The sequence below is a fragment of the Streptomyces sp. CNT372 genome, assembly GCF_000377145.1.
On record NZ_KB897778.1, the window covers coordinates 112,042 to 128,897 of the forward strand.

19 protein-coding genes and 1 tRNA gene are annotated in these 16,856 nt (G+C 72.2%); 14 read left to right on the forward strand and 6 right to left on the reverse strand.

All coding sequences use genetic code 11. The features are described 5' to 3' along the window. The first annotated feature begins 15 nt into the window (after nucleotides 1–15). From C593_RS0105820 to C593_RS0105840, 6 genes are all read left to right on the forward strand, one after another. A complete protein-coding gene (locus tag C593_RS0105820; protein WP_018846358.1) occupies nucleotides 16–1,005 on the forward strand; it encodes an ABC transporter substrate-binding protein in 990 nt (329 codons plus the stop codon). Between the two features lie 595 nt (nucleotides 1,006–1,600). Further along, complete coding sequence (locus tag C593_RS0105825) at nucleotides 1,601–2,623, forward strand: iron ABC transporter permease (RefSeq protein WP_026277394.1); 1,023 nt, start codon at nucleotides 1,601–1,603, stop codon at nucleotides 2,621–2,623. After that, the gene (locus C593_RS0105830) at nucleotides 2,620–3,477 is read left to right on the forward strand and encodes an ABC transporter ATP-binding protein (protein WP_018846360.1); all 858 of its coding nucleotides are present in this window, start codon (nucleotides 2,620–2,622) and stop codon (nucleotides 3,475–3,477) included. Before C593_RS0105825 ends, C593_RS0105830 begins: the two co-directional genes overlap by 4 nt. Before the next feature lie 44 nt (nucleotides 3,478–3,521). Continuing rightward, a complete protein-coding gene (locus C593_RS31330) occupies nucleotides 3,522–3,656 on the forward strand; it encodes a putative leader peptide (protein ID WP_359154990.1) in 135 nt (44 codons plus the stop codon). Nucleotides 3,657–3,746: 90 nt separating this feature from the next. Next, entirely contained in the window at nucleotides 3,747–4,025 is a 279-nt protein-coding gene (locus tag C593_RS0105835; RefSeq protein WP_018846361.1) for a MoaD/ThiS family protein, read from the forward strand. Then, complete coding sequence (locus C593_RS0105840) at nucleotides 4,025–4,975, forward strand: cysteine synthase (protein ID WP_018846362.1); 951 nt, start codon at nucleotides 4,025–4,027, stop codon at nucleotides 4,973–4,975. The genes C593_RS0105835 and C593_RS0105840 overlap by 1 nt, the downstream gene beginning before the upstream one ends. Nucleotides 4,976–5,076: 101 nt before the next feature. Here the strand turns inward: C593_RS0105840 and C593_RS0105845 are convergent, their stop codons facing one another. Next, entirely contained in the window at nucleotides 5,077–5,601 is a 525-nt protein-coding gene (locus tag C593_RS0105845; RefSeq protein ID WP_026277395.1) for a type II toxin-antitoxin system PemK/MazF family toxin, read from the reverse strand. A gap of 162 nt (nucleotides 5,602–5,763) precedes the next feature. Here C593_RS0105845 and C593_RS0105850 point away from each other — a divergent pair, with 162 nt between their 5' ends. The 3 genes from C593_RS0105850 to C593_RS0105860 all read left to right on the forward strand — a co-directional run bounded on the left by C593_RS0105850 (nucleotide 5,764) and on the right by C593_RS0105860 (nucleotide 8,606). After that, entirely contained in the window at nucleotides 5,764–6,516 is a 753-nt protein-coding gene (locus tag C593_RS0105850; RefSeq protein WP_018846364.1) for an MBL fold metallo-hydrolase, read from the forward strand. An 88-nt stretch (nucleotides 6,517–6,604) separates the two neighbouring features. Continuing rightward, nucleotides 6,605–8,176, forward strand: coding sequence for an APC family permease (locus C593_RS0105855; protein ID WP_018846365.1), 1,572 nt, complete (start codon nucleotides 6,605–6,607; stop codon nucleotides 8,174–8,176). 1 nt (nucleotide 8,177) lies between these two features. Beyond that, complete coding sequence (locus tag C593_RS0105860; protein ID WP_018846366.1) at nucleotides 8,178–8,606, forward strand: universal stress protein; 429 nt, start codon at nucleotides 8,178–8,180, stop codon at nucleotides 8,604–8,606. A gap of 183 nt (nucleotides 8,607–8,789) precedes the next feature. Here the strand turns inward: C593_RS0105860 and C593_RS0105865 are convergent, their stop codons facing one another. Together C593_RS0105865 and C593_RS0105870 are read right to left on the reverse strand one after the other, a co-directional pair. Beyond that, complete coding sequence (locus C593_RS0105865; protein WP_018846367.1) at nucleotides 8,790–10,058, reverse strand: PTS transporter subunit EIIC; 1,269 nt, start codon at nucleotides 10,056–10,058, stop codon at nucleotides 8,790–8,792. 274 nt (nucleotides 10,059–10,332) lie between these two features. Further along, entirely contained in the window at nucleotides 10,333–11,592 is a 1,260-nt protein-coding gene (locus C593_RS0105870; RefSeq protein WP_018846368.1) for a PTS transporter subunit EIIC, read from the reverse strand. Nucleotides 11,593–11,757: 165 nt separating this feature from the next. Between C593_RS0105870 and C593_RS0105875 the strand changes: the two genes are divergently transcribed. From C593_RS0105875 to rdgB, 4 genes are all read left to right on the forward strand, one after another. Next, complete coding sequence (locus C593_RS0105875) at nucleotides 11,758–12,063, forward strand: PTS glucose/sucrose transporter subunit IIB (protein WP_078521216.1); 306 nt, start codon at nucleotides 11,758–11,760, stop codon at nucleotides 12,061–12,063. A 141-nt stretch (nucleotides 12,064–12,204) separates the two neighbouring features. Continuing rightward, the gene (gene rph, locus C593_RS0105880) at nucleotides 12,205–12,945 is read left to right on the forward strand and encodes a ribonuclease PH (RefSeq protein ID WP_018846370.1); all 741 of its coding nucleotides are present in this window, start codon (nucleotides 12,205–12,207) and stop codon (nucleotides 12,943–12,945) included. Nucleotides 12,946–13,079: 134 nt separating this feature from the next. Then, a complete protein-coding gene (locus tag C593_RS0105885) occupies nucleotides 13,080–13,463 on the forward strand; it encodes a hypothetical protein (protein ID WP_018846371.1) in 384 nt (127 codons plus the stop codon). Between the two features lie 11 nt (nucleotides 13,464–13,474). Beyond that, nucleotides 13,475–14,077, forward strand: a complete 603-nt coding sequence (gene rdgB, locus C593_RS0105890) for an RdgB/HAM1 family non-canonical purine NTP pyrophosphatase (protein WP_018846372.1) — start codon at nucleotides 13,475–13,477, stop codon at nucleotides 14,075–14,077. A gap of 72 nt (nucleotides 14,078–14,149) precedes the next feature. Here rdgB and C593_RS0105895 read toward each other — a convergent pair. The 3 genes from C593_RS0105895 to bcp form a co-directional block, all read right to left on the reverse strand. Next, nucleotides 14,150–14,234 (reverse strand) — tRNA-Leu (locus C593_RS0105895). 47 nt (nucleotides 14,235–14,281) lie between these two features. Continuing rightward, nucleotides 14,282–15,778: a glycine betaine/L-proline transporter ProP gene (proP, locus tag C593_RS0105900; RefSeq protein WP_018846373.1), complete on the reverse strand. Its 1,497-nt coding sequence runs from the start codon at nucleotides 15,776–15,778 to the stop codon at nucleotides 14,282–14,284. Nucleotides 15,779–15,892: 114 nt separating this feature from the next. Next, nucleotides 15,893–16,360 carry a thioredoxin-dependent thiol peroxidase gene (gene bcp, locus C593_RS0105905; RefSeq protein ID WP_018846374.1) on the reverse strand — a complete coding sequence of 156 codons (468 nt, stop codon included), beginning with the start codon at nucleotides 16,358–16,360 and terminating at the stop codon, nucleotides 15,893–15,895. 133 nt (nucleotides 16,361–16,493) lie between these two features. Here bcp and C593_RS0105910 point away from each other — a divergent pair, with 133 nt between their 5' ends. After that, nucleotides 16,494–16,814, forward strand: coding sequence for a DUF3618 domain-containing protein (locus C593_RS0105910; protein ID WP_018846375.1), 321 nt, complete (start codon nucleotides 16,494–16,496; stop codon nucleotides 16,812–16,814). Nucleotides 16,815–16,856 lie beyond the last annotated feature (42 nt).

Below are 16,856 nucleotides of genomic sequence, written 5' to 3' on the forward strand. Positions count from 1 at the left end.
GAGGAGGCCCCCGCCATGCCCAGGCACCCGTACGCCCTGACGGCCGCCGCCGTCACCGCCCTGCTGGTCCCGCTGACCGGCTGCGGCGCCGGCACCACCGAGGCGAAGCCCGACCGCAAGGCGGCGGCCGGCTTCCCCTACACGGTCGACAACTGCGGCACCAGGACGACCTTCGACGCCCCGCCGGAGCGCGTCGTCACCATGAACCAGCACGTCACCGAGGTGATGCTCGCCCTCGGGCTGGAGAAGTCCCTGGTCGGCACCGCCTACCTCGACGACGCCGTGCTGCCCGCGTACAAGAAGGCGTACGACAGTGTCCCGGTGATCGCCAAGGAGTACCCCTCCAAGGAGAAGCTCCTCGCCGCGAACCCGGACTTCGTCTACGGGGGTTACGCGAGCGCCTTCGACGCCAAGGACGGGCTCAGCCGTGACGACCTCGCGAGGTCGGGCGTCGACAGCCGCCTCAACATCGAGAACTGCACCGACCGCCCGGCCACGATGGACGACGTCTACCGCGAGATCGACGAGGTCGGCCGCACCTTCGGGGTCGCGGACCGGGCGAAGTCGTGGAACGAGGAGGCCCGGAAGCGGGTCGCCGCCACCGCGGCGAAGCTGAAGGGCACGGAGCCGGTCTCGGTCTTCGTCTACGACAGCGGCGACAAGACGGCGTTCACCGCCGGCGGCAAGGGCATCGGCAACGAGATGATCACCAGGGCCGGCGGACGGAACGTCTTCGCCGACCTGGACAAGGCCTTCGGCGACGCGAGCTGGGAGCAGGTCGTGGCCCGCAAGCCGGAGGTCGTCGTGATCTACGACTACGGGTCCACGACCGTGGAGCAGAAGAAGAAGCGCCTCCTGGACGACCCGGCCCTCGCGGACGTCCCGGCGATCCGCGACAAGCGCTTCGCGGTGCTGCCGCTGTCCGACGCGGTCCTCGGCGTCCGCGCCCCGGACGCGGTCGCGCGCCTCGCCGACCAGCTCCACCCGGCCGGGCCGAAGGACTGACCCGGTGCGCCGTTCCCCGCACCGCGTCCCCCAGCCGGCCGCCGACCGGGGGACCCCGCCGGGCGAGGGGGCGGCCGAGCCGGCCGCCCCGGGTCCGGCCCCCGACCCCAGCTCTGTCCCCGGCCGGAAGGCGACCCCGCCGGTGTCGCCGGAGGCCGGGCGGGTGCCCCCGCCGGAGGCCGGGCGGACGACCTCTCCGGGCGACCGAGTCCCCCCGCCGGAGGGCCGGGCGACCTCGCCGGACGCGGGGGCGGCCGAGCCGAGCGCCCCCGCCCCCGGCCGGAAGGCGACCCCGCCGGTGTCGCCGGAGGCCGGGCGGGCAACCTCGCCGGACGGCCGGGCGACCTCGCCGGACGACGAGCCGGCCGCCCCCGGTCCGGCCCCCGACCCCAGCTCCGTCCCCGGCCGGAAGGCGACCCCGCCGGTGTCGCCGGAGGCCGGGCGGACGACCTCTCCGGGCGACCGAGTCCCCCCGCCGGAGGGCCGGGCGACCTCGCCGGACGAGGGGGCGGCCGAGCCGGCCGCCCCCAGCCCCGGTCCGGCCCCCGGCCGGAAGGCGGCGACCCCGCGTGGGGCCCGGCCGCGGCGGGGCGGCGTGAGCGCCGGGCGGGCGCGGGTCGCGGTCGTCGTCGGCGGGCTGCTCGTCGCGCTCGCCGTGGCCGTGGTCGCGGGGCTGGGCCTCGGGTCCGTCCCGATTCCGCCCGGGGAGGTGCTGGCCGTGCTCACCGGGCAGGCCGAACGCAGCCCGACCCGCACGATCCTGCTGGACGTCCGGCTGCCCCGGGTGCTGCTCGGCGCGATCGTCGGGGCCGGGCTCGCCGTCGTCGGCACCGTCCTCCAGGCGCTGGTGCGCAACCGGCTCGCGGACCCGTTCCTCCTCGGGATCTCCTCCGGCGCCTCCACCGGCGCGGTCACCGTCCTGGTCCTCGGCATCGGCGGCGGCCTCACCACGGCCGTCGCCATGCCGGCCGGCGCCTTCGCTGGGGCGCTCGCCGCGACCGTCGCGGTGTGGTTCCTCGCCCGCCGGGGCGGGACCATGACCGGGGGCCGGCTGGTGCTCGCGGGCGTCACCGTCTCGTACATCCTCACCGCGCTCACCACCCTGGTCCTCATCGCCTCCGGGCGGCCCGAACACTTCCGGGAGGCGCTGTTCTGGAGCCTCGGGGGGCTCGGCAGCGCCCGCTGGGACGGCATCCTCATGCCGGGGGCCGTCCTCGCCGCCGGGCTCGTGGTTCTCGTCGCCCTGGCCCGGCCGCTGGACCTGATGCTCGCGGGGGAGGAGGGCGCGACCCTGCTCGGCCTGGACACCTCGCGCTTCCGGGCCGCCGTCTTCGTCCTGGTGTCCCTGGTCACCGCCGTGATGGTGGCCGTCAGCGGCGCCGTCGGCTTCATCGGCCTGATGGTCCCGCACGCCGCCAGGCTGCTGGTGGGCGCCGGGCACCGTGCCCTCCTGCCCGTCGCCGCGCTCGGCGGGGCCGTCGCCCTCGTCGTCGCCGACCTCGCCGCCCGGACCGTCGCCGCCCCGCAGGACGTCCCGGTCGGCGTACTGACCGCACTCACCGGCGGGCCGCTCTTCCTGTGGCTGATGCGCCGCCGAGGCGAAGGAGCCACCGTATGAGACCCGGGCCCCCGCCCAGCGCCCCCGCCGCGACCCCCGCCGCCCGCCTCACCGTCGAAGAGCTGTCCCACCGCGCGGACGGCGGACGCGCGGTGGGCGGCCGACTCCTCGTCGACGGCGTCTCGTTCACCGTCGAGCCCGGCGAGACCCTCGGTCTGGTCGGCCCCAACGGCAGCGGCAAGACCACCCTGCTCCGCTGCGTCTACGGCACCCTGCGTCCCACCGGCGGCCGGGCCCTCCTCGACGGGGAGGACCTGCACACCATGGGCACCAAGGCGCGGGCCCGCCGCCTCGCCACCGTCCCCCAGGACGGCCACACCGACTTCGAACTGACGGTCCGTGAGATCGTGGCCATGGGCCGCGCCCCGCACAAGCGTTTCTGGGAGCCGGAGAACGCCGGTGACACGGCCGCCGTCGACGCCGCCCTCGACCTGGTCCGGATCACCGGCCTCGCCGACCGCCTCTTCCCGACCCTCTCCGGCGGTGAGCGCCAGCGCGCCCTGGTCGCCCGCGCCGTCGTCCAGCGGCCCGCCCTGGTGGTGCTCGACGAGCCCACCAACCATCTCGACATCCGGTACCAGCTCGACGTCCTCTCCCTGGTGCGCGGCCTCGGCACCACCGCCCTGCTCGCCCTGCACGACCTCAACATCGCCGCCTACTACTGCGACCGGCTCCTCGTGCTGAACGGCGGCCGAGCCGTCGCCGCCGGGACTCCCGCCGAGGTGCTGACCACCGAGATGCTGGCCGAGGTCTACGGTGTGGACGCGGAGGTCGCGGTGCACCCGCGCACCGGCGCACCCTCGGTCACCTACCTCCCGCGACCGCATGGTGAGCGGAGAGTGTCCATCATCTGAGATCACACTCCGGATCCCGGACAGGGAATCGATACGATGACCGCATGGTTGTCCCAGACGTGAGCGACAAGACGCCGAGCACCCTGCTGCTCGTTGCGCGGCTGCACGTCGATCTGTGCCGCCTCGCCAGCGCTATCTGTACGGCGCGCGCCCCCCGTCCGGGCGCCTGCGCCGCCTGACGCGCGGACGCACCCCAGCCTCAGCAGCACCCCCTCGCGCGGGGTACCGGCCGCGCGCCCAACGCACCCCTTCCGACAGGAGACCGCACCATGGCCATCGAGGTCCGCATCCCGACCATCCTCCGCAGCTACACCGACGGCGCCAAGGCCGTCGAGGGCAACGGCGACACCCTCGCCGAGCTGTTCGCCGACCTCGAGTCCCGCCACACCGGCATCCAGGAGCGCATCGTCGACGGGGGCCAGCTCCGCCGCTTCGTCAACGTCTACCTCAACGACGAGGACGTCCGCTTCCTGGACGGCATCTCCACCCAGCTCTCCGACGGCGACAACGTGACGATCCTCCCGGCCGTCGCCGGCGGCATGCGCTGATGCGGTACGACTCCCCGCTCGCGGCCGTCGGCAACACGCCGCTGGTCCGCCTGCCGCGGCTGTCCCCCTCCGAGGAGGTCCGGATCTGGGCCAAGCTGGAGGACCGCAACCCCACCGGCTCCGTCAAGGACCGGCCCGCCCTGCACATGGTCGAGCAGGCGGAGAAGGACGGCCGGCTCACCCCCGGCTGCACGATCCTCGAACCCACCAGCGGCAACACCGGCATCTCACTGGCGATGGCGGCCCGGCTCAAGGGCTACCGCATCGTCTGCGTCATGCCGGAGAACACCTCCCAGGAGCGTCGGGACCTGCTCGCCATGTGGGGCGCCGAGATCATCTCGTCCCCCGCCGCGGGCGGCTCCAACACCGCGGTGCGGGTGGCGAAGGAACTGGCCGCGGAGAACCCGTCCTGGGTGATGCTCTACCAGTACGGCAACCCGGACAACGCGGGCGCCCACTACGCCACCACCGGCCCCGAGATCCTGGCCGACCTGCCCTCCGTCACCCACTTCGTGGCGGGCCTCGGCACCACCGGCACCCTGATGGGCGCGGGCCGCTATCTGCGCGAGCACAAGCCGGACGTGCAGATCGTCGCCGCCGAACCGCGCTACGACGACCTGGTGTACGGGCTGCGCAACCTCGACGAGGGCTTCGTCCCCGAGCTGTACGACGCCTCCGTCCTCACCACCCGCTTCTCCGTCGGCTCGGCGGACGCGGTCACCCGCACCCGTGAACTCCTCCAGCAGGAGGGCATCTTCGCGGGCGTCTCGACCGGCGCGGCCCTGCACGCGGCCATCGGCGTCGGCCGCAAGGCGGTGAAGGCGGGGGAGTCCGCGGACATCGTGTTCGTCGTCGCCGACGGCGGCTGGAAGTACCTCTCCACCGGGGTCTACACGGCGGCCACCACCGAGGAAGCGATCGAGACCCTCCAGGGCCAGCTCTGGGCCTGACGCCAGCTGCGTGACGCGACGCCGCGTGACGTGACGCGACGACCCGGCCCCGCCCGGCCGGGTCCCCGCATCGTGGGCCCGGTCGTGGCGCGCCGGCGGGCTCAGGCGGCCAGGTGACGCACCCGCGCCCACACCGCCGGGTCCGCCCTCCCCACCCGGCGCCGGAACCCTCGCACCGGGACCTCGCGCAGCTCGTCCGTCTCCAGGAAGCTCGCGCGCCCCCGTGCGTCCCCGACCGAGCCCGCCGGCAGCGCGATCACCCCCGGCCGCTCCTCGTGGTGCCTGCTGGTGATCTTCGCGACCAGCGCGGTCCCGCCGCGCACCGAGAGGACCAGGCACGGCCGGTCCTTGGAGCCGGGGCCGTCCTCGTAGGGCACGTCCGCCCACCAGATCTCGCCCGCCCGGGGCGCACGTTCCGGCCCGCCGCGTTCCGGGCCGCCGGGCCGTCCGGGCCGGGGACCGGCCGGGGGCCGGGGACGGACCCCGCCCCGGGCGCGCTCACCCGGCCGCGCCGGGGGCCTGCGCCGCCGCGCCGGGCGTCCGCTCCGCCCGAAGGCGTCCGACAGGGCCACGACCAGCGCGAGCACCACGACCGCGCCCACGGCGAGCCACCACCACGAGTCCATGGTCCAGACGGTACCCTCGCCCGTCCGGCCCTGTCCGGACACGGAGGTGAGTTCCCCCACAACAGAGCGTCGCTGAGGAGCGACAGGCCCAGGGCGGCCTTACGCTCGACGAACCGCACGACCTTCCCCCAGCCCTCCTTCGCCAACGGAGGTTCACGCTCCATGAAGCTCACCGTCGTCGGTTGCTCGGGGTCGTTCCCGTCCGCGGATTCGGCCTGTTCGAGCTACCTCGTAGAGGCCGACGGCTTCCGGCTGCTCCTCGACATGGGCAACGGCGCCCTGGGCGAGCTGCAGCGCCACTGCGGTCTCTACGACCTCGACGCCATCTTCCTCAGCCATCTCCACGCGGACCACTGCATCGACATGTGCGGGTACTTCGTGGCCCGTTACTACCGCCACGACGGCGGCCGCTGCCCCGCGATCCCGGTCTACGGGCCCGAGGGCACCGAGCAGCGGCTGACCACCGCCTACGCGGACACCCCGTCGCCCTCCTCGATGAGCGAGGTCTTCGACTTCCACACCCTGAAGCCGGGGAGTTTCGAGATCGGGCCGTTCCAGGTCCGCACCGAGCGCATGGCCCACCCCGTCGAGACGTACGGCATCCGGGTCGAGCACGGCGGCCGCTCCCTCACGTACTCCGGGGACACCGGCGTCAGCGCCGCGCTCGACGAACTGGCCGCCGGGACGGACCTCTACCTGTGCGAGGCCTCCTTCGTGCACGGCAAGGAGAGCATCCCGGACCTGCACCTCAACGGCCGGGAGGCGGGCGCCTCCGCCGCCGCGGCCGGGGCCGGTCGGCTGGTGCTGACCCACATCCCGCCGTGGACGGACGGCGAGCGCAACCTCGCCGACGCCCGCGAGGTCTACGCGGGCCCCTCCGAGATCGCCGTCCCCGGCGCCGTCTACGAGGTCTGAGCGGCCCGGCCGCTGCCACCGGGCCGGGCGGACCGCCCGGTGGCAGAATTGGCCCCGACCGCATCACCGCCCGGCCTGCGAGGGGGCCATGGCAGAAGATCTCGCGGACACCGGCCCGCCGAAGGAACCCGAACCCGGCACCCGCCGCCCCGAACTGAAGCACGGCGCGATCGGCTTCTTCGACGCGCTCGTCATCGGCATCAACTCGACGTCCCCGGCCTACTCCCTGGCCGCCGTCATCGGCCCCATCGTGGCCCTCGTCGCCGTCTACGCCCCCGGCGTGGTCCTGGCCTCGTTCGTCCCGATGCTGCTGATCGCCTCCGCCTTCTTCTACCTCAACCGCGTCGACCAGGACTGCGGCACCACCTTCTCCTGGGTCACCCGCGCGATGGGGCCCTGGGCCGGGTGGCTCGGCGGCTGGGCGATCATGATGACCGGTGTGCTGGTGGTCGGCTCCCTCGCCGACGTGGCCGTCGGCTTCGGACTGCTGACCGTGGGCCTGGACAGCTGGGCCGAGAACGACCTGGTCCGCCAGCTGCTCACCGTGCTGCTGATCCTGGTCATGACGGCGATCTGCGTGATCGGCACCGAGGCCTCCGCCCGGGTCCAGAACGCCCTGATCGTCGCCCAGATCATCTGCCTGCTGATCTTCGCCGCGGTCGCCCTCTACCGGGTCTACGCGGGCACCGGCTCGCTGGACGCGGTCACGCCGGACATCGACTGGCTGAATCCGTTCGGCGCCGGCGGGGCCGCGCTCACCGGAGGGCTGCTGCTGGGCGTGTTCATGTACTGGGGCTGGGAGTCGGCGGTCAACCTCACCGAGGAGGTCAAGGACTCCGCGAGCGCGCCGGGCCGGGCCGGCGTCTGGTCCACGGTCGTGCTGGTCGTGACCTACCTGTCCGTGGGCATCGCGGTCGTCGCCTACGCGGGGCCCGCCTTCCTCGCCGAGAACGCGGCCGAGGAGGAGTTCATCTTCGCCGTCCTCGCCAACGAGGCCATGGGCGGCTGGGACTGGATCGTCCTGCTCGCGGTGTCCACCTCCGCGCTCGCCTCCACCCAGACCACCATCATCCCGGCCTCCCGTACCGCCCTGTCGATGGCCCGGCGCGGCGCCCTGCCCGGCACGCTGGCGCGCATCCACCCGCGCTTCCGCACCCCCGACGTGAGCACCTGGGGCGTCGCCGTCGTCGCGATCCTCTGGTACCTCGTCGTCAACCAGATCAGCGAGAACGCCCTCTTCGACTCGCTGACCGCCCTCTCGCTGCTCATCGCCTTCTACTACGCGCTCACGGGGGTGGCCTGCGCCGTCTACTACCGCCGCCATCTGACCGAGAGCGTGAAGAACTTCCTGCTCATCGGCCTCGGCCCGCTGGTCGGCGCCGGGCTGCTGGCCTGGCTGCTGGTGGAGTCGGTCGCCGACATGGCCGACCCGGCGAATTCGTACAGCGGGGTGTCCTGGTTCGGCCTCGGGCCGCCGCTGGTCATCGGCATCGTGATCACGGTGGTGGGCCTCCTGGTGATGGTCGCGCAGCGGTTCGCGGGCGGCCCGTTCTGGCGCGAGCGCCCCTCGGTGGCCGACCCGGACCTGGTCCACGGCGGGAGCGGACCGCCGTCCGCACCGCCGTCCGCGCCGCCGTCCGCGCCGCCGGGGAGGTCCTGACATGTCGGTGGTCCTCGGCTACGACGAGTCCCCGGGCGCGCTGCGGGCACTGCGGGTCGCGATCGAGGTGGCCGCAGCCTTCGGCGAACCCCTGGTGCTGGTGTACGGGGCGGCCGCGCCCGGCGGCGGGATCGGCGAGGAGTACGGCGCCCACTCCGACGCGGTCCGCCAGGCGGGCCGCGTCGCCCTGACGCACGCGGTGGAGGCGGCAGACGAGGCGGGCGTCCCGACCACCGTGGAGATCCTGGACGAACGCCCGGCCCAGGCCCTGCTGGACGCGGCGGCCCGGCACGGCGGCCGGGTGATCGTGGTCGGCAGCTACGGGGAGAGCCCGATGCGGGGCGCCCTCCTCGGGTCGACCCCGCACAAGCTGCTGCACCTGTCGACCGTTCCGGTCCTCTGCGTCCCGGGCGAGGAGACGACCCTCTGACGCGGCCCCGCCCGCTTCCCGACCGCCCCTCGCCCGCTTCCCGACCGTCCCGACCGTCCCGACCGTCCCGTGCCCGGGACACCACGGATTGCGGACATGACCGGAGCCCCGGCCCTGAGGACAAGGGCGGGGGCTCCGGATGCGGGGTGCCGGTCCGTGGGGCCGGACCGGCGGGGCGTGGGGCTACTTGGCCTCGGCCTTCTGGAGCTCGGCCAGCTCCTCGTCGGACTCGCGGCCCGGCGTCGGCAGGTTGAACTTGGTGATCGCGAAGCGGAAGACCACGTAGTAGACCGCCGCGAAGACCAGGCCGACCAGGGCGAGGCCCCAGGGGTTGGACGCGATGCCCAGGTTGAGGAAGAAGTCGACCGCGCCGGCGGAGAAGCCGAAGCCGTCCTTCATGCCCAGGGACCAGGTGAGCGCCATGGAGACACCGGTCAGCACCGCGTGGATCGCGTACAGCACCGGGGCGATGAACATGAAGGTGAACTCGATCGGCTCGGTGACACCGGTGACGAAGGAGGTCAGCGCGAGGGAGAACATCATGCCGCCGACGACCTTGCGGCGCTCGGGACGGGCGCAGTGCACGATCGCGAGGCAGGCCGCCGGGAGGGCGAACATCATGATCGGGAAGAAGCCGGTCATGAACTGTCCGGCGGTCGGGTCACCGGCGAGGAAGCGGGCGATGTCGCCGCTCTTGCCCTCGTAGGTGCCGGCCTGGAACCACGGGAAGGAGTTGAGCAGGTGGTGCATGCCGACCGGGATCAGGGCACGGTTGGCGACACCGAAGATGCCGGCGCCGACCGCGCCGGACTCGACCAGGCTCTCACCGAACCAGTGCAGGCCCGCGCCGAGCCACGGCCAGATCAGACCGAAGAGGATGCCGGTGAGCAGACCGGCGAACGCGGAGAGGATCGGGACCAGCCGGCGGCCGCCGAAGAAGCCCGCCCAGTCGGGCAGCTTGGTGCGGTAGAAGCGCTGGTAGAGCAGCGCCACGATGATGCCCATGACCACGCCGCCGAGGACCTTGGCGTCCACGGCCTGCTCCACCATGACGATCTTGCCGTCGACGATGGCTTCCTTCTTCGGCAGGCTGCTGTCGGTGAAGGTGCCGAGGACGCTCTTGAAGACCAGGTAGCCGGCCACGGCGGCCAGCGCGGTCGAGCCGTCCGACTTCTTGGCGAAGCCGATCGCGATGCCGACGGCGAACAGCAGCGCCATGTTGTCGAGCAGCGCGCCGCCGCCGGCCGCCATATACCCGGCGATCTTGGTGATGAAGGTCGGGAACGACTCCTTGCCCAGCATGTCGGGCTGACCGAAGCGCACCAGCAGCGCGGCCGCGGGCAGCACGGCGACCGGCAGCATCAGGCTGCGGCCGATGCGCTGCATGACCGCCATCGCGCCGGCGCCCGTCTTCTTCTTGTCCGCCCCGGGGGCGGCGCTTGCCGTGGACATCAACTTCCTCCATGGGACAAGACGTCGCCGAGCGGAACACGGGGGAGGGCGGCGTCTCAAAAGGGGGACGCGGCCGGGTGTGGTCTGGACCGCGTGGTCTACACCTTTGAGTGGTGTAGACCTGTTGTAGCACGGTGAACGTTAGATAAGGAACCTGCGAATTTCCCGCCCGGGATAACAATCAGGTCAACCACGCGAGGGCCCCCGGACCCCGCTGGGTCCGGGGGCCTCGGGGGCCGCGCGTTCTGCCTGGTGGGAGGGGTGCGGCGGCGCGCTACCTGGTCTGCTCGCGCTCCACCTCCTTCTCCACCTCCTCGGGTTCACGCCCAGGAGTCGGAATATTGAAGACAGTGATCAGAACTCTGAAGAGCACGTAGTAGACGACCGCGAAGCAGGCGCCGATCGGGATGATGAGCCACGGTTTTGTGTCCAGGTGCCAGTTGACGACGTAGTCGATGAGGCCCGCCGAGAAGCTGAAGCCCGCCTTCACGCCCAGCGCCCAGGTGATCGCCATCGACGCGCCCGTCAGCAGCGCGTGCAGACCGTACAGCAGCGGCGCGGCGAACATGAAGGAGAACTCGATCGGCTCGGTCACGCCCGTCACGAACGAGGTCAGGCCCACCGAGACCATCAGACCGGCGACCCTCTTGCGGTGCTCGGGCCGGGCGCAGTGGGTGATCGCGAGGGCGGCGGCCGGCAGGCCGAACATCATGATCGGGAAGAAGCCCGACATGAACAGGCCGGCGTCCGGGTCGCCCGCGAAGAACCGGGTGAGGTCGCCCTGCACCACCGTGCCGTCGTCGTCCTCGTACTCGCCCGCCTGGAACCAGAAGAAGGTGTTGAGGAACTGGTGCATGCCGATCGGGATGAGCAGCCGGTTGGCGACGCCGAAGATACCGGCGCCCCAGGCGCCCAGGCCGATCAGCTGGCGCGCGAAGGTGGTCAGCCCGTCACCCACCGGCTCCCACAGCAGGCCGAAGAGGACGCCGAGCGCACAGCAGACGAAGGCCATGATGATCGGCACCAGCCGCCGGCCGTTGAAGAAGCCCAGCCACTCGACCAGCTTGGTGCGGTGGTAGCGCTGCCAGATCACGGCGGTCAGCAGGCCGATCAGGATGCCGCCCAGGACGCCCGGGTTCTGCGGGACCCCGTCGGGCAGCTCCTCGGTCACCGAGCCGTCGATCGGGAACGCCTTGAGGACGTTGAAGTAGACGAGGAAGCCCGCCACCGCGGCCAGTGCCGTCGAGCCGTCCGCCTTCTTCGCGAAGCCGATGGCCACACCGATGCAGAAGAGCAGGGGCAGACCGAGGGCCCCGTCCAGGATGCCGGTGCCGCCCTTGATCAGGACGTTCGCGGTCTTCTCCCAGAACGGGCCGTCGAGGTACGCGGCGAAGAGATTGCCCAGGCTGACGAGGAGGCCGGCGGCCGGCAGTACGGCGACCGGGAGCTGGAGGCTGCGGCCCACCTTCTGGAGCCCCTGGAAGAGGGTGCTCCACCCGCTGCGCCGCGGTGTCGCCGTGCTCTCGGTGCTCATGGGCGTCCTCCCGGAACAGGCTCTGTTTGGCAGGTGTTTGCAGACTGGTGTAGACCAGTCGGCAGGCGGTTCCGGCACCCGCCCCATGGCAGACGCGGGGCGGAGCGCTGGTGATCGTCATCATTGGGGACGAGACGGCGACCCGCCCGTGAGGATGGGCCAACCGTGCGTTACCGTGACAAACCGGATCATTCATGGGCCGGACAGCGCACCGCGCAGAACCTCAGGGAGAAAGACATGGCCAGCAAGGCTGAGAAGATCGTCGCCGGTCTCGGCGGCATCGACAACATCGAGGAGATCGAGGGCTGCATCACCCGTCTCCGCACCGAGGTCGTCGACCCCGACAAGGTCGACGAGGCCGCCCTCAAGGCCGCCGGCGCCCACGGCGTCGTCAAGATGGGCACCGCGATCCAGGTCGTCATCGGCACCGACGCCGACCCGATCGCCGCCGACATCGAAGACATGATGTGAGCCGCGGCCCGAGCCGCAGCCACCCGACCTGAGGCGGCCCGCGACGGCACCGCCCGCGCGGCGCGCGACCGTACCGCCCGAGGGGTCCGATCCGATCATCCGGAACGGGCCCCTCACCCGTCTGCCGATAGGCTCGCCCCCATGTCACGCATCGACGGCCGCACCCCCGAACAGCTCCGCCCCGTCACCATCGACCGCGGATGGAGCAAGCACGCCGAGGGCTCCGTCCTCATCTCCTTCGGCGACACCAAGGTCTTCTGCACCGCCTCCTTCACCGAGGGCGTCCCCCGCTGGCGCAAGGGGAGCGGCGAGGGCTGGGTCACCTCCGAGTACTCGATGCTGCCCCGCTCCACCAACACCCGCGGCGACCGCGAGTCCGTCCGCGGCAAGATCGGCGGCCGCACCCACGAGATCAGCCGGCTGATCGGCCGCTCGCTGCGCGCCGTCATCGACTACAAGGCCCTCGGCGAGAACACCGTCGTCCTCGACTGCGACGTCCTCCAGGCCGACGGCGGCACCCGCACCGCCGCGATCACCGGCGCCTACGTGGCCCTCGCGGACGCCGTCTCCTGGGCCCAGGGCAAGAAGCTGATCAAGGCCGGCCGGCAGCCCCTCACCGGGACCGTGGCCGCCGTCTCCGTCGGCATCGTCGACGGCGTCCCCCTCCTCGACCTCTGCTACGAGGAGGACGTGCGCGCCGAGACCGACATGAACGTCGTCTGCACCGGCGACGGGCGGTTCGTCGAGATCCAGGGCACCGCCGAGGCCGAGCCCTTCGACCGCAAGGAGCTCAACGCCCTCCTCGACCTCGCCACCGGCGGCTGCGCCGACCTCGCCGCCCTCCAGCGGGCCGCCCTCGACACCACGGCCCCCACCGCCTGACCGGCGGCACCCGCCGGGGGACCGGCCCGCGGTGGCGCCCGTCACGGCAACCACCCGGCCCCCCGGCGGCGTCCCTACCGGTAACGGGCGCCCGGGCCGAACCGCGCGCCCGTCCGTCACCGGGGAGGACCTCCATGCCTGCGCGCCGCCGCACCGCCGCCACCGTCGCCGCCGTCGCCCTGCTCGTGCCCGCAGCCGTCGGCTGCAGCGCGCTCGACACGGCACTCGACTGCGTCCGGACCGCCGACGCCATCGCCACCAGCGTCGACAACCTCCAGAGGGCCGCCTCCAGCGCCACCGAGGACCCCACCCAGGCCGAGGAAGCACTCGACGCCATCGACCGCGAGCTGGGCAACCTGGGCGACACCACCGACAACGCCGACCTCAGCAAGGCCGTCGACGACCTCGGCACCGGCGTCGAGAACGTCCGCGCGTCCATCGAGGCCGGCGACGCCACCCCCGACCTCGCCCCCGTGACCGACGCGGCGGCCGAGATCACCAAGGTCTGCACCCCGTAGATACTGGGGGCATGACGCGCCTGATCCTCGCCACCCGCAACGCCGGGAAGATCACCGAACTGAGGGCCATCCTCGCCGACGCGGGCCTCCCCCACGACCTCGTCGGCGCGGAGGCCTTCCCCGACGTCCCGGACGTCAAGGAGACCGGCGTCACCTTCGCCGAGAACGCCCTCCTCAAGGCCCACGCCCTCGCGCAGGCCACCGGCCTGCCCGCCGTCGCCGACGACTCCGGCCTCTGCGTCGACGTCCTCGGCGGCGCCCCCGGCATCTTCTCCGCCCGCTGGGCCGGCCGGCACGGCGACGACCGGGCCAACCTGGACCTGCTCCTCGCCCAGCTCCTCGACATCGACGTCCCGCACCGCGGCGCGCACTTCGCCTGCGCCGCCGCCCTCGCCCTGCCCGACGGCACCGAACGCGTCGTCGAGGGCCGCCTCACCGGCACCCTGCGCCGCGCCCCGCACGGCACCAACGGCTTCGGCTACGACCCGATCCTCCAGCCGGACGGCGAGAGCCGGACCTGCGCCGAGCTGAGCCCCGAGGAGAAGAACGCCATCAGCCACCGCGGCAAGGCCTTCCGCGCGCTGGTCCCGGTGGTCCGCGAACTGCTGGGCTGAGGCCGGCCGGACTCCGTACGACGAGGGCCGGGCCGCGCGTGCTGCGCGGCCCGGCCCTCGTGCATCCCGTCGTACGGCCTGTGGGACTCGAACCCACACGGGCGAAAGCCCACTGGGACCTAAACCCAGCCTGTCTGACCAGTTCCAGCAAGGCCGCGGGCGATGATTCATCGTAGCGGGCGGCCCTTGGCCCGGCGGAGGGTGTCAGAACTTCGGATCGGGGGCCGTCGCGATCACCATCTCGGCGGCCTCCTCCTTGGTGCTCACCGACGGGGGCGAGCCGTCCAGCGGCTTCTGCGCGGTCTCCTTCATACACGCGACGGCGATCACACCGACCAGTGCCGCGGCCATCGCGTAGTAGGCCGGCATCAGAGCGGAGCCGGTCAGGCTGATCAGCGCGGTGATCACCAGCGGGGTCGTGCCGCCGAAGAGGGAGGCGGAGAGGTTGTAGCCCACGGACAGCGAGCCGTAGCGCACATGCGTCGGGAAGAGGGCCGGCAGGGCCGCCGACATGGTGCCCAGCATGCAGACCAGGGACAGGCCGAGCATCGCCATCCCGACGATGATCGCCGCCATGCTGCCCTGCCCGATCAGCAGGAACGCGGGCAGGGACAGCACCAGGAAGCCCAGCATGCCGGCCATCAGCAGCGGCTTGCGGCCGAAACGGTCACTCAGCCTCCCGACCTGGTTGATGACGCACATCAGGGCGACCATCACCCCGAGCAGCACCATCAGCCCGTGGGTCTCGCTGTAGCCGAGCTCGTCCGAGAGATAGGTCGGCATGTACGACAGCAGCATGTAGTCGGTGACGTTGTACGCGCCGACCAGGGCGATGCAGAGGATCAGGGTGGGCCAGTACTCGCGGAAGATCCTCGCCAGGTCCCCCTTCGCGGAGGTCTCCACGGTGTCCGCGGCCTCGGAGGCGTGTGCGGACTCCTCCTCCAGCTTCTGGAAGGCGGGCGTCTCGTCCAGGCGCAACCGCAGATAGAGGCCGACCAGGCCGAGCGGCCCCGCGACCAGGAACGGGATCCGCCAGCCCCAGTCCTCCATGGTCGCGCTGCCCAGGAGCGCGGTCAGCGCGGTGACCAGGCCGGCCGCGCCGACGTAGCCGGCCAGGGTGCCGAACTCCAGGAAGCTGCCGAAGAAGCCGCGCCGTTTGTCGGGGGCGTACTCGGCGATGAAGGTGGACGCCCCGCCGTACTCGCCGCCGGTGGAGAAGCCCTGAACCAGACGGAAGAGGATCAGCAGGGCGGGGGCCCAGAAGCCGATCGAGGCGTACGAGGGGATCAGCCCGATGGCGAAGGTGCCCACCGCCATCAGGATCATCGTCAGGGCGAGCACCTTCTTGCGGCCGATCCGGTCGCCCATCGGCCCGAAGAACATCCCGCCGAGCGGACGCACCAGGAAGGCGACCGCGAAGGTCGCGAAGGAGGACAGCAACTGGGCGGTGTCGTTGCCGGACGGGAAGAAGACACGACCGATGGTGACGGCCAGGTAGCTGTAGATCCCGAAGTCGAACCACTCCATGGCGTTGCCCAGCGAGGCGGCCTTCACGGCCCGCTTGACCGCGGCCTCGTCGGTGACGGTGATGTCCGTCCGCCTGAGCTTGGGGTTCTTCCGCTGTTTGATCGTGCGGAAAAGGATGGGGTGGCGTTTGACCGCCGCGGGGTCCGGGGTCGGCCCCTGGCCGGGCTCCGCCATGATCGTGTCCTTTCCTGGGTGGTCCTGCCAGGGGATACGTCTGACCGATCGTGGCGAAAGCAAACCGCGACCCCGTTCGAGCGAGGTCGCGGTCACAGGGCGGGCCCCGGCGGTTCAGATGCCCAGGTCCTTGATGATCTTGGCGACGTGGCCGGTGGCCTTGACGTTGTAGAGGGCGCGCTCGACCTTGCCGTCCTCGTCGACGACGACGGTGGAGCGGATCACGCCGGTCACCGTCTTGCCGTAGAGCTTCTTCTCGCCGAAGGCGCCGTACGCGGTCAGTACCTCCTTGGACGGGTCGCCGACCAGGGTGACCTTGAGGTTCTCCTGCTCGCGGAACGTCGCCAGCTTCTCCGGCTTGTCGGGGGAGACGCCGATGACGTCGTAGCCGGCCGAGGCGAGGACCTCAAGGTTGTCGGTGAAGTCGCACGCCTGCTTGGTGCAGCCGGGGGTGAGCGCCGCCGGGTAGAAGTACACGATCACCTTGCGGCCCTTGTGGTCGGCGAGGGAGACCTCGTTGCCGTCGGCGTCGGGCAGGGTGAAGGCGGGGGCGGTGTCGCCGGGCTGGAGGCGCTCGCTCATGGTTCTCCTCGGGTCACGCGGGTGAGTACGCCGTCGAGCGTAATGGGGGTGCCGTGGGGTGCGGTGGCGCGAGTGCTGACAGACTGTCGATGCAGGACCACACAGGCGGACCCGGAGACGGAAGGCGGCGGCGGTGTCGGATACCAGGACCCCAGCGCAGATCGAGGCGGACATCGTGCGCCGGCGCGAGCAGCTCGCCGAGATGCTCGACGAGATCGGTGTGCGGGTGCACCCGAAGACGGTGATCGGCGACGCGAAGGCGAAGGTCGTGTCGACCGTGGACGCGACGGCGGGGCGCGCGTTCGTCGCGGTGAACCGCACGATGTCGGACGTGAAGGGGAAGTTCGTCTCGGACGACGGCGCGCCGAGGCTGGAGCGCGTGGTGCCGGTGGCGCTGGTCGCCGTCGGCCTGGTGGGGCTGCTGGCGATGTCGGCGCGCCGCCGCCGGGGCTGACCCGGCCGACCCCTGGGCGTCCGGCGGTCGCCGGGGCGGGTA

Bases quoted from the DNA above. Each gene is read 5' to 3' on its own strand.
- C593_RS0105855 (WP_018846365.1), top strand. From the start codon at position 6,605: ATGGCAGAAGATCTCGCGGACACCGGCCCGCCGAAGGAACCCGAACCC.
- proP (WP_018846373.1), bottom strand. From the start codon at position 15,778: ATGGCGGAGCCCGGCCAGGGGCCGACCCCGGACCCCGCGGCGGTCAAA.
- C593_RS0105860 (WP_018846366.1), top strand. From the start codon at position 8,178: ATGTCGGTGGTCCTCGGCTACGACGAGTCCCCGGGCGCGCTGCGGGCA.
- rph (WP_018846370.1), top strand. From the start codon at position 12,205: ATGTCACGCATCGACGGCCGCACCCCCGAACAGCTCCGCCCCGTCACC.
- C593_RS0105840 (WP_018846362.1), top strand. From the start codon at position 4,025: ATGCGGTACGACTCCCCGCTCGCGGCCGTCGGCAACACGCCGCTGGTC.
- rdgB (WP_018846372.1), top strand. From the start codon at position 13,475: ATGACGCGCCTGATCCTCGCCACCCGCAACGCCGGGAAGATCACCGAA.
- C593_RS0105850 (WP_018846364.1), top strand. From the start codon at position 5,764: ATGAAGCTCACCGTCGTCGGTTGCTCGGGGTCGTTCCCGTCCGCGGAT.
- C593_RS0105820 (WP_018846358.1), top strand. From the start codon at position 16: ATGCCCAGGCACCCGTACGCCCTGACGGCCGCCGCCGTCACCGCCCTG.
- C593_RS0105830 (WP_018846360.1), top strand. From the start codon at position 2,620: ATGAGACCCGGGCCCCCGCCCAGCGCCCCCGCCGCGACCCCCGCCGCC.
- C593_RS31330 (WP_359154990.1), top strand. From the start codon at position 3,522: ATGGTTGTCCCAGACGTGAGCGACAAGACGCCGAGCACCCTGCTGCTC.
- C593_RS0105865 (WP_018846367.1), bottom strand. From the start codon at position 10,058: ATGTCCACGGCAAGCGCCGCCCCCGGGGCGGACAAGAAGAAGACGGGC.
- C593_RS0105885 (WP_018846371.1), top strand. From the start codon at position 13,080: ATGCCTGCGCGCCGCCGCACCGCCGCCACCGTCGCCGCCGTCGCCCTG.
- bcp (WP_018846374.1), bottom strand. From the start codon at position 16,360: ATGAGCGAGCGCCTCCAGCCCGGCGACACCGCCCCCGCCTTCACCCTG.
- C593_RS0105845 (WP_026277395.1), bottom strand. From the start codon at position 5,601: ATGGACTCGTGGTGGTGGCTCGCCGTGGGCGCGGTCGTGGTGCTCGCG.
- C593_RS0105870 (WP_018846368.1), bottom strand. From the start codon at position 11,592: ATGAGCACCGAGAGCACGGCGACACCGCGGCGCAGCGGGTGGAGCACC.
- C593_RS0105835 (WP_018846361.1), top strand. From the start codon at position 3,747: ATGGCCATCGAGGTCCGCATCCCGACCATCCTCCGCAGCTACACCGAC.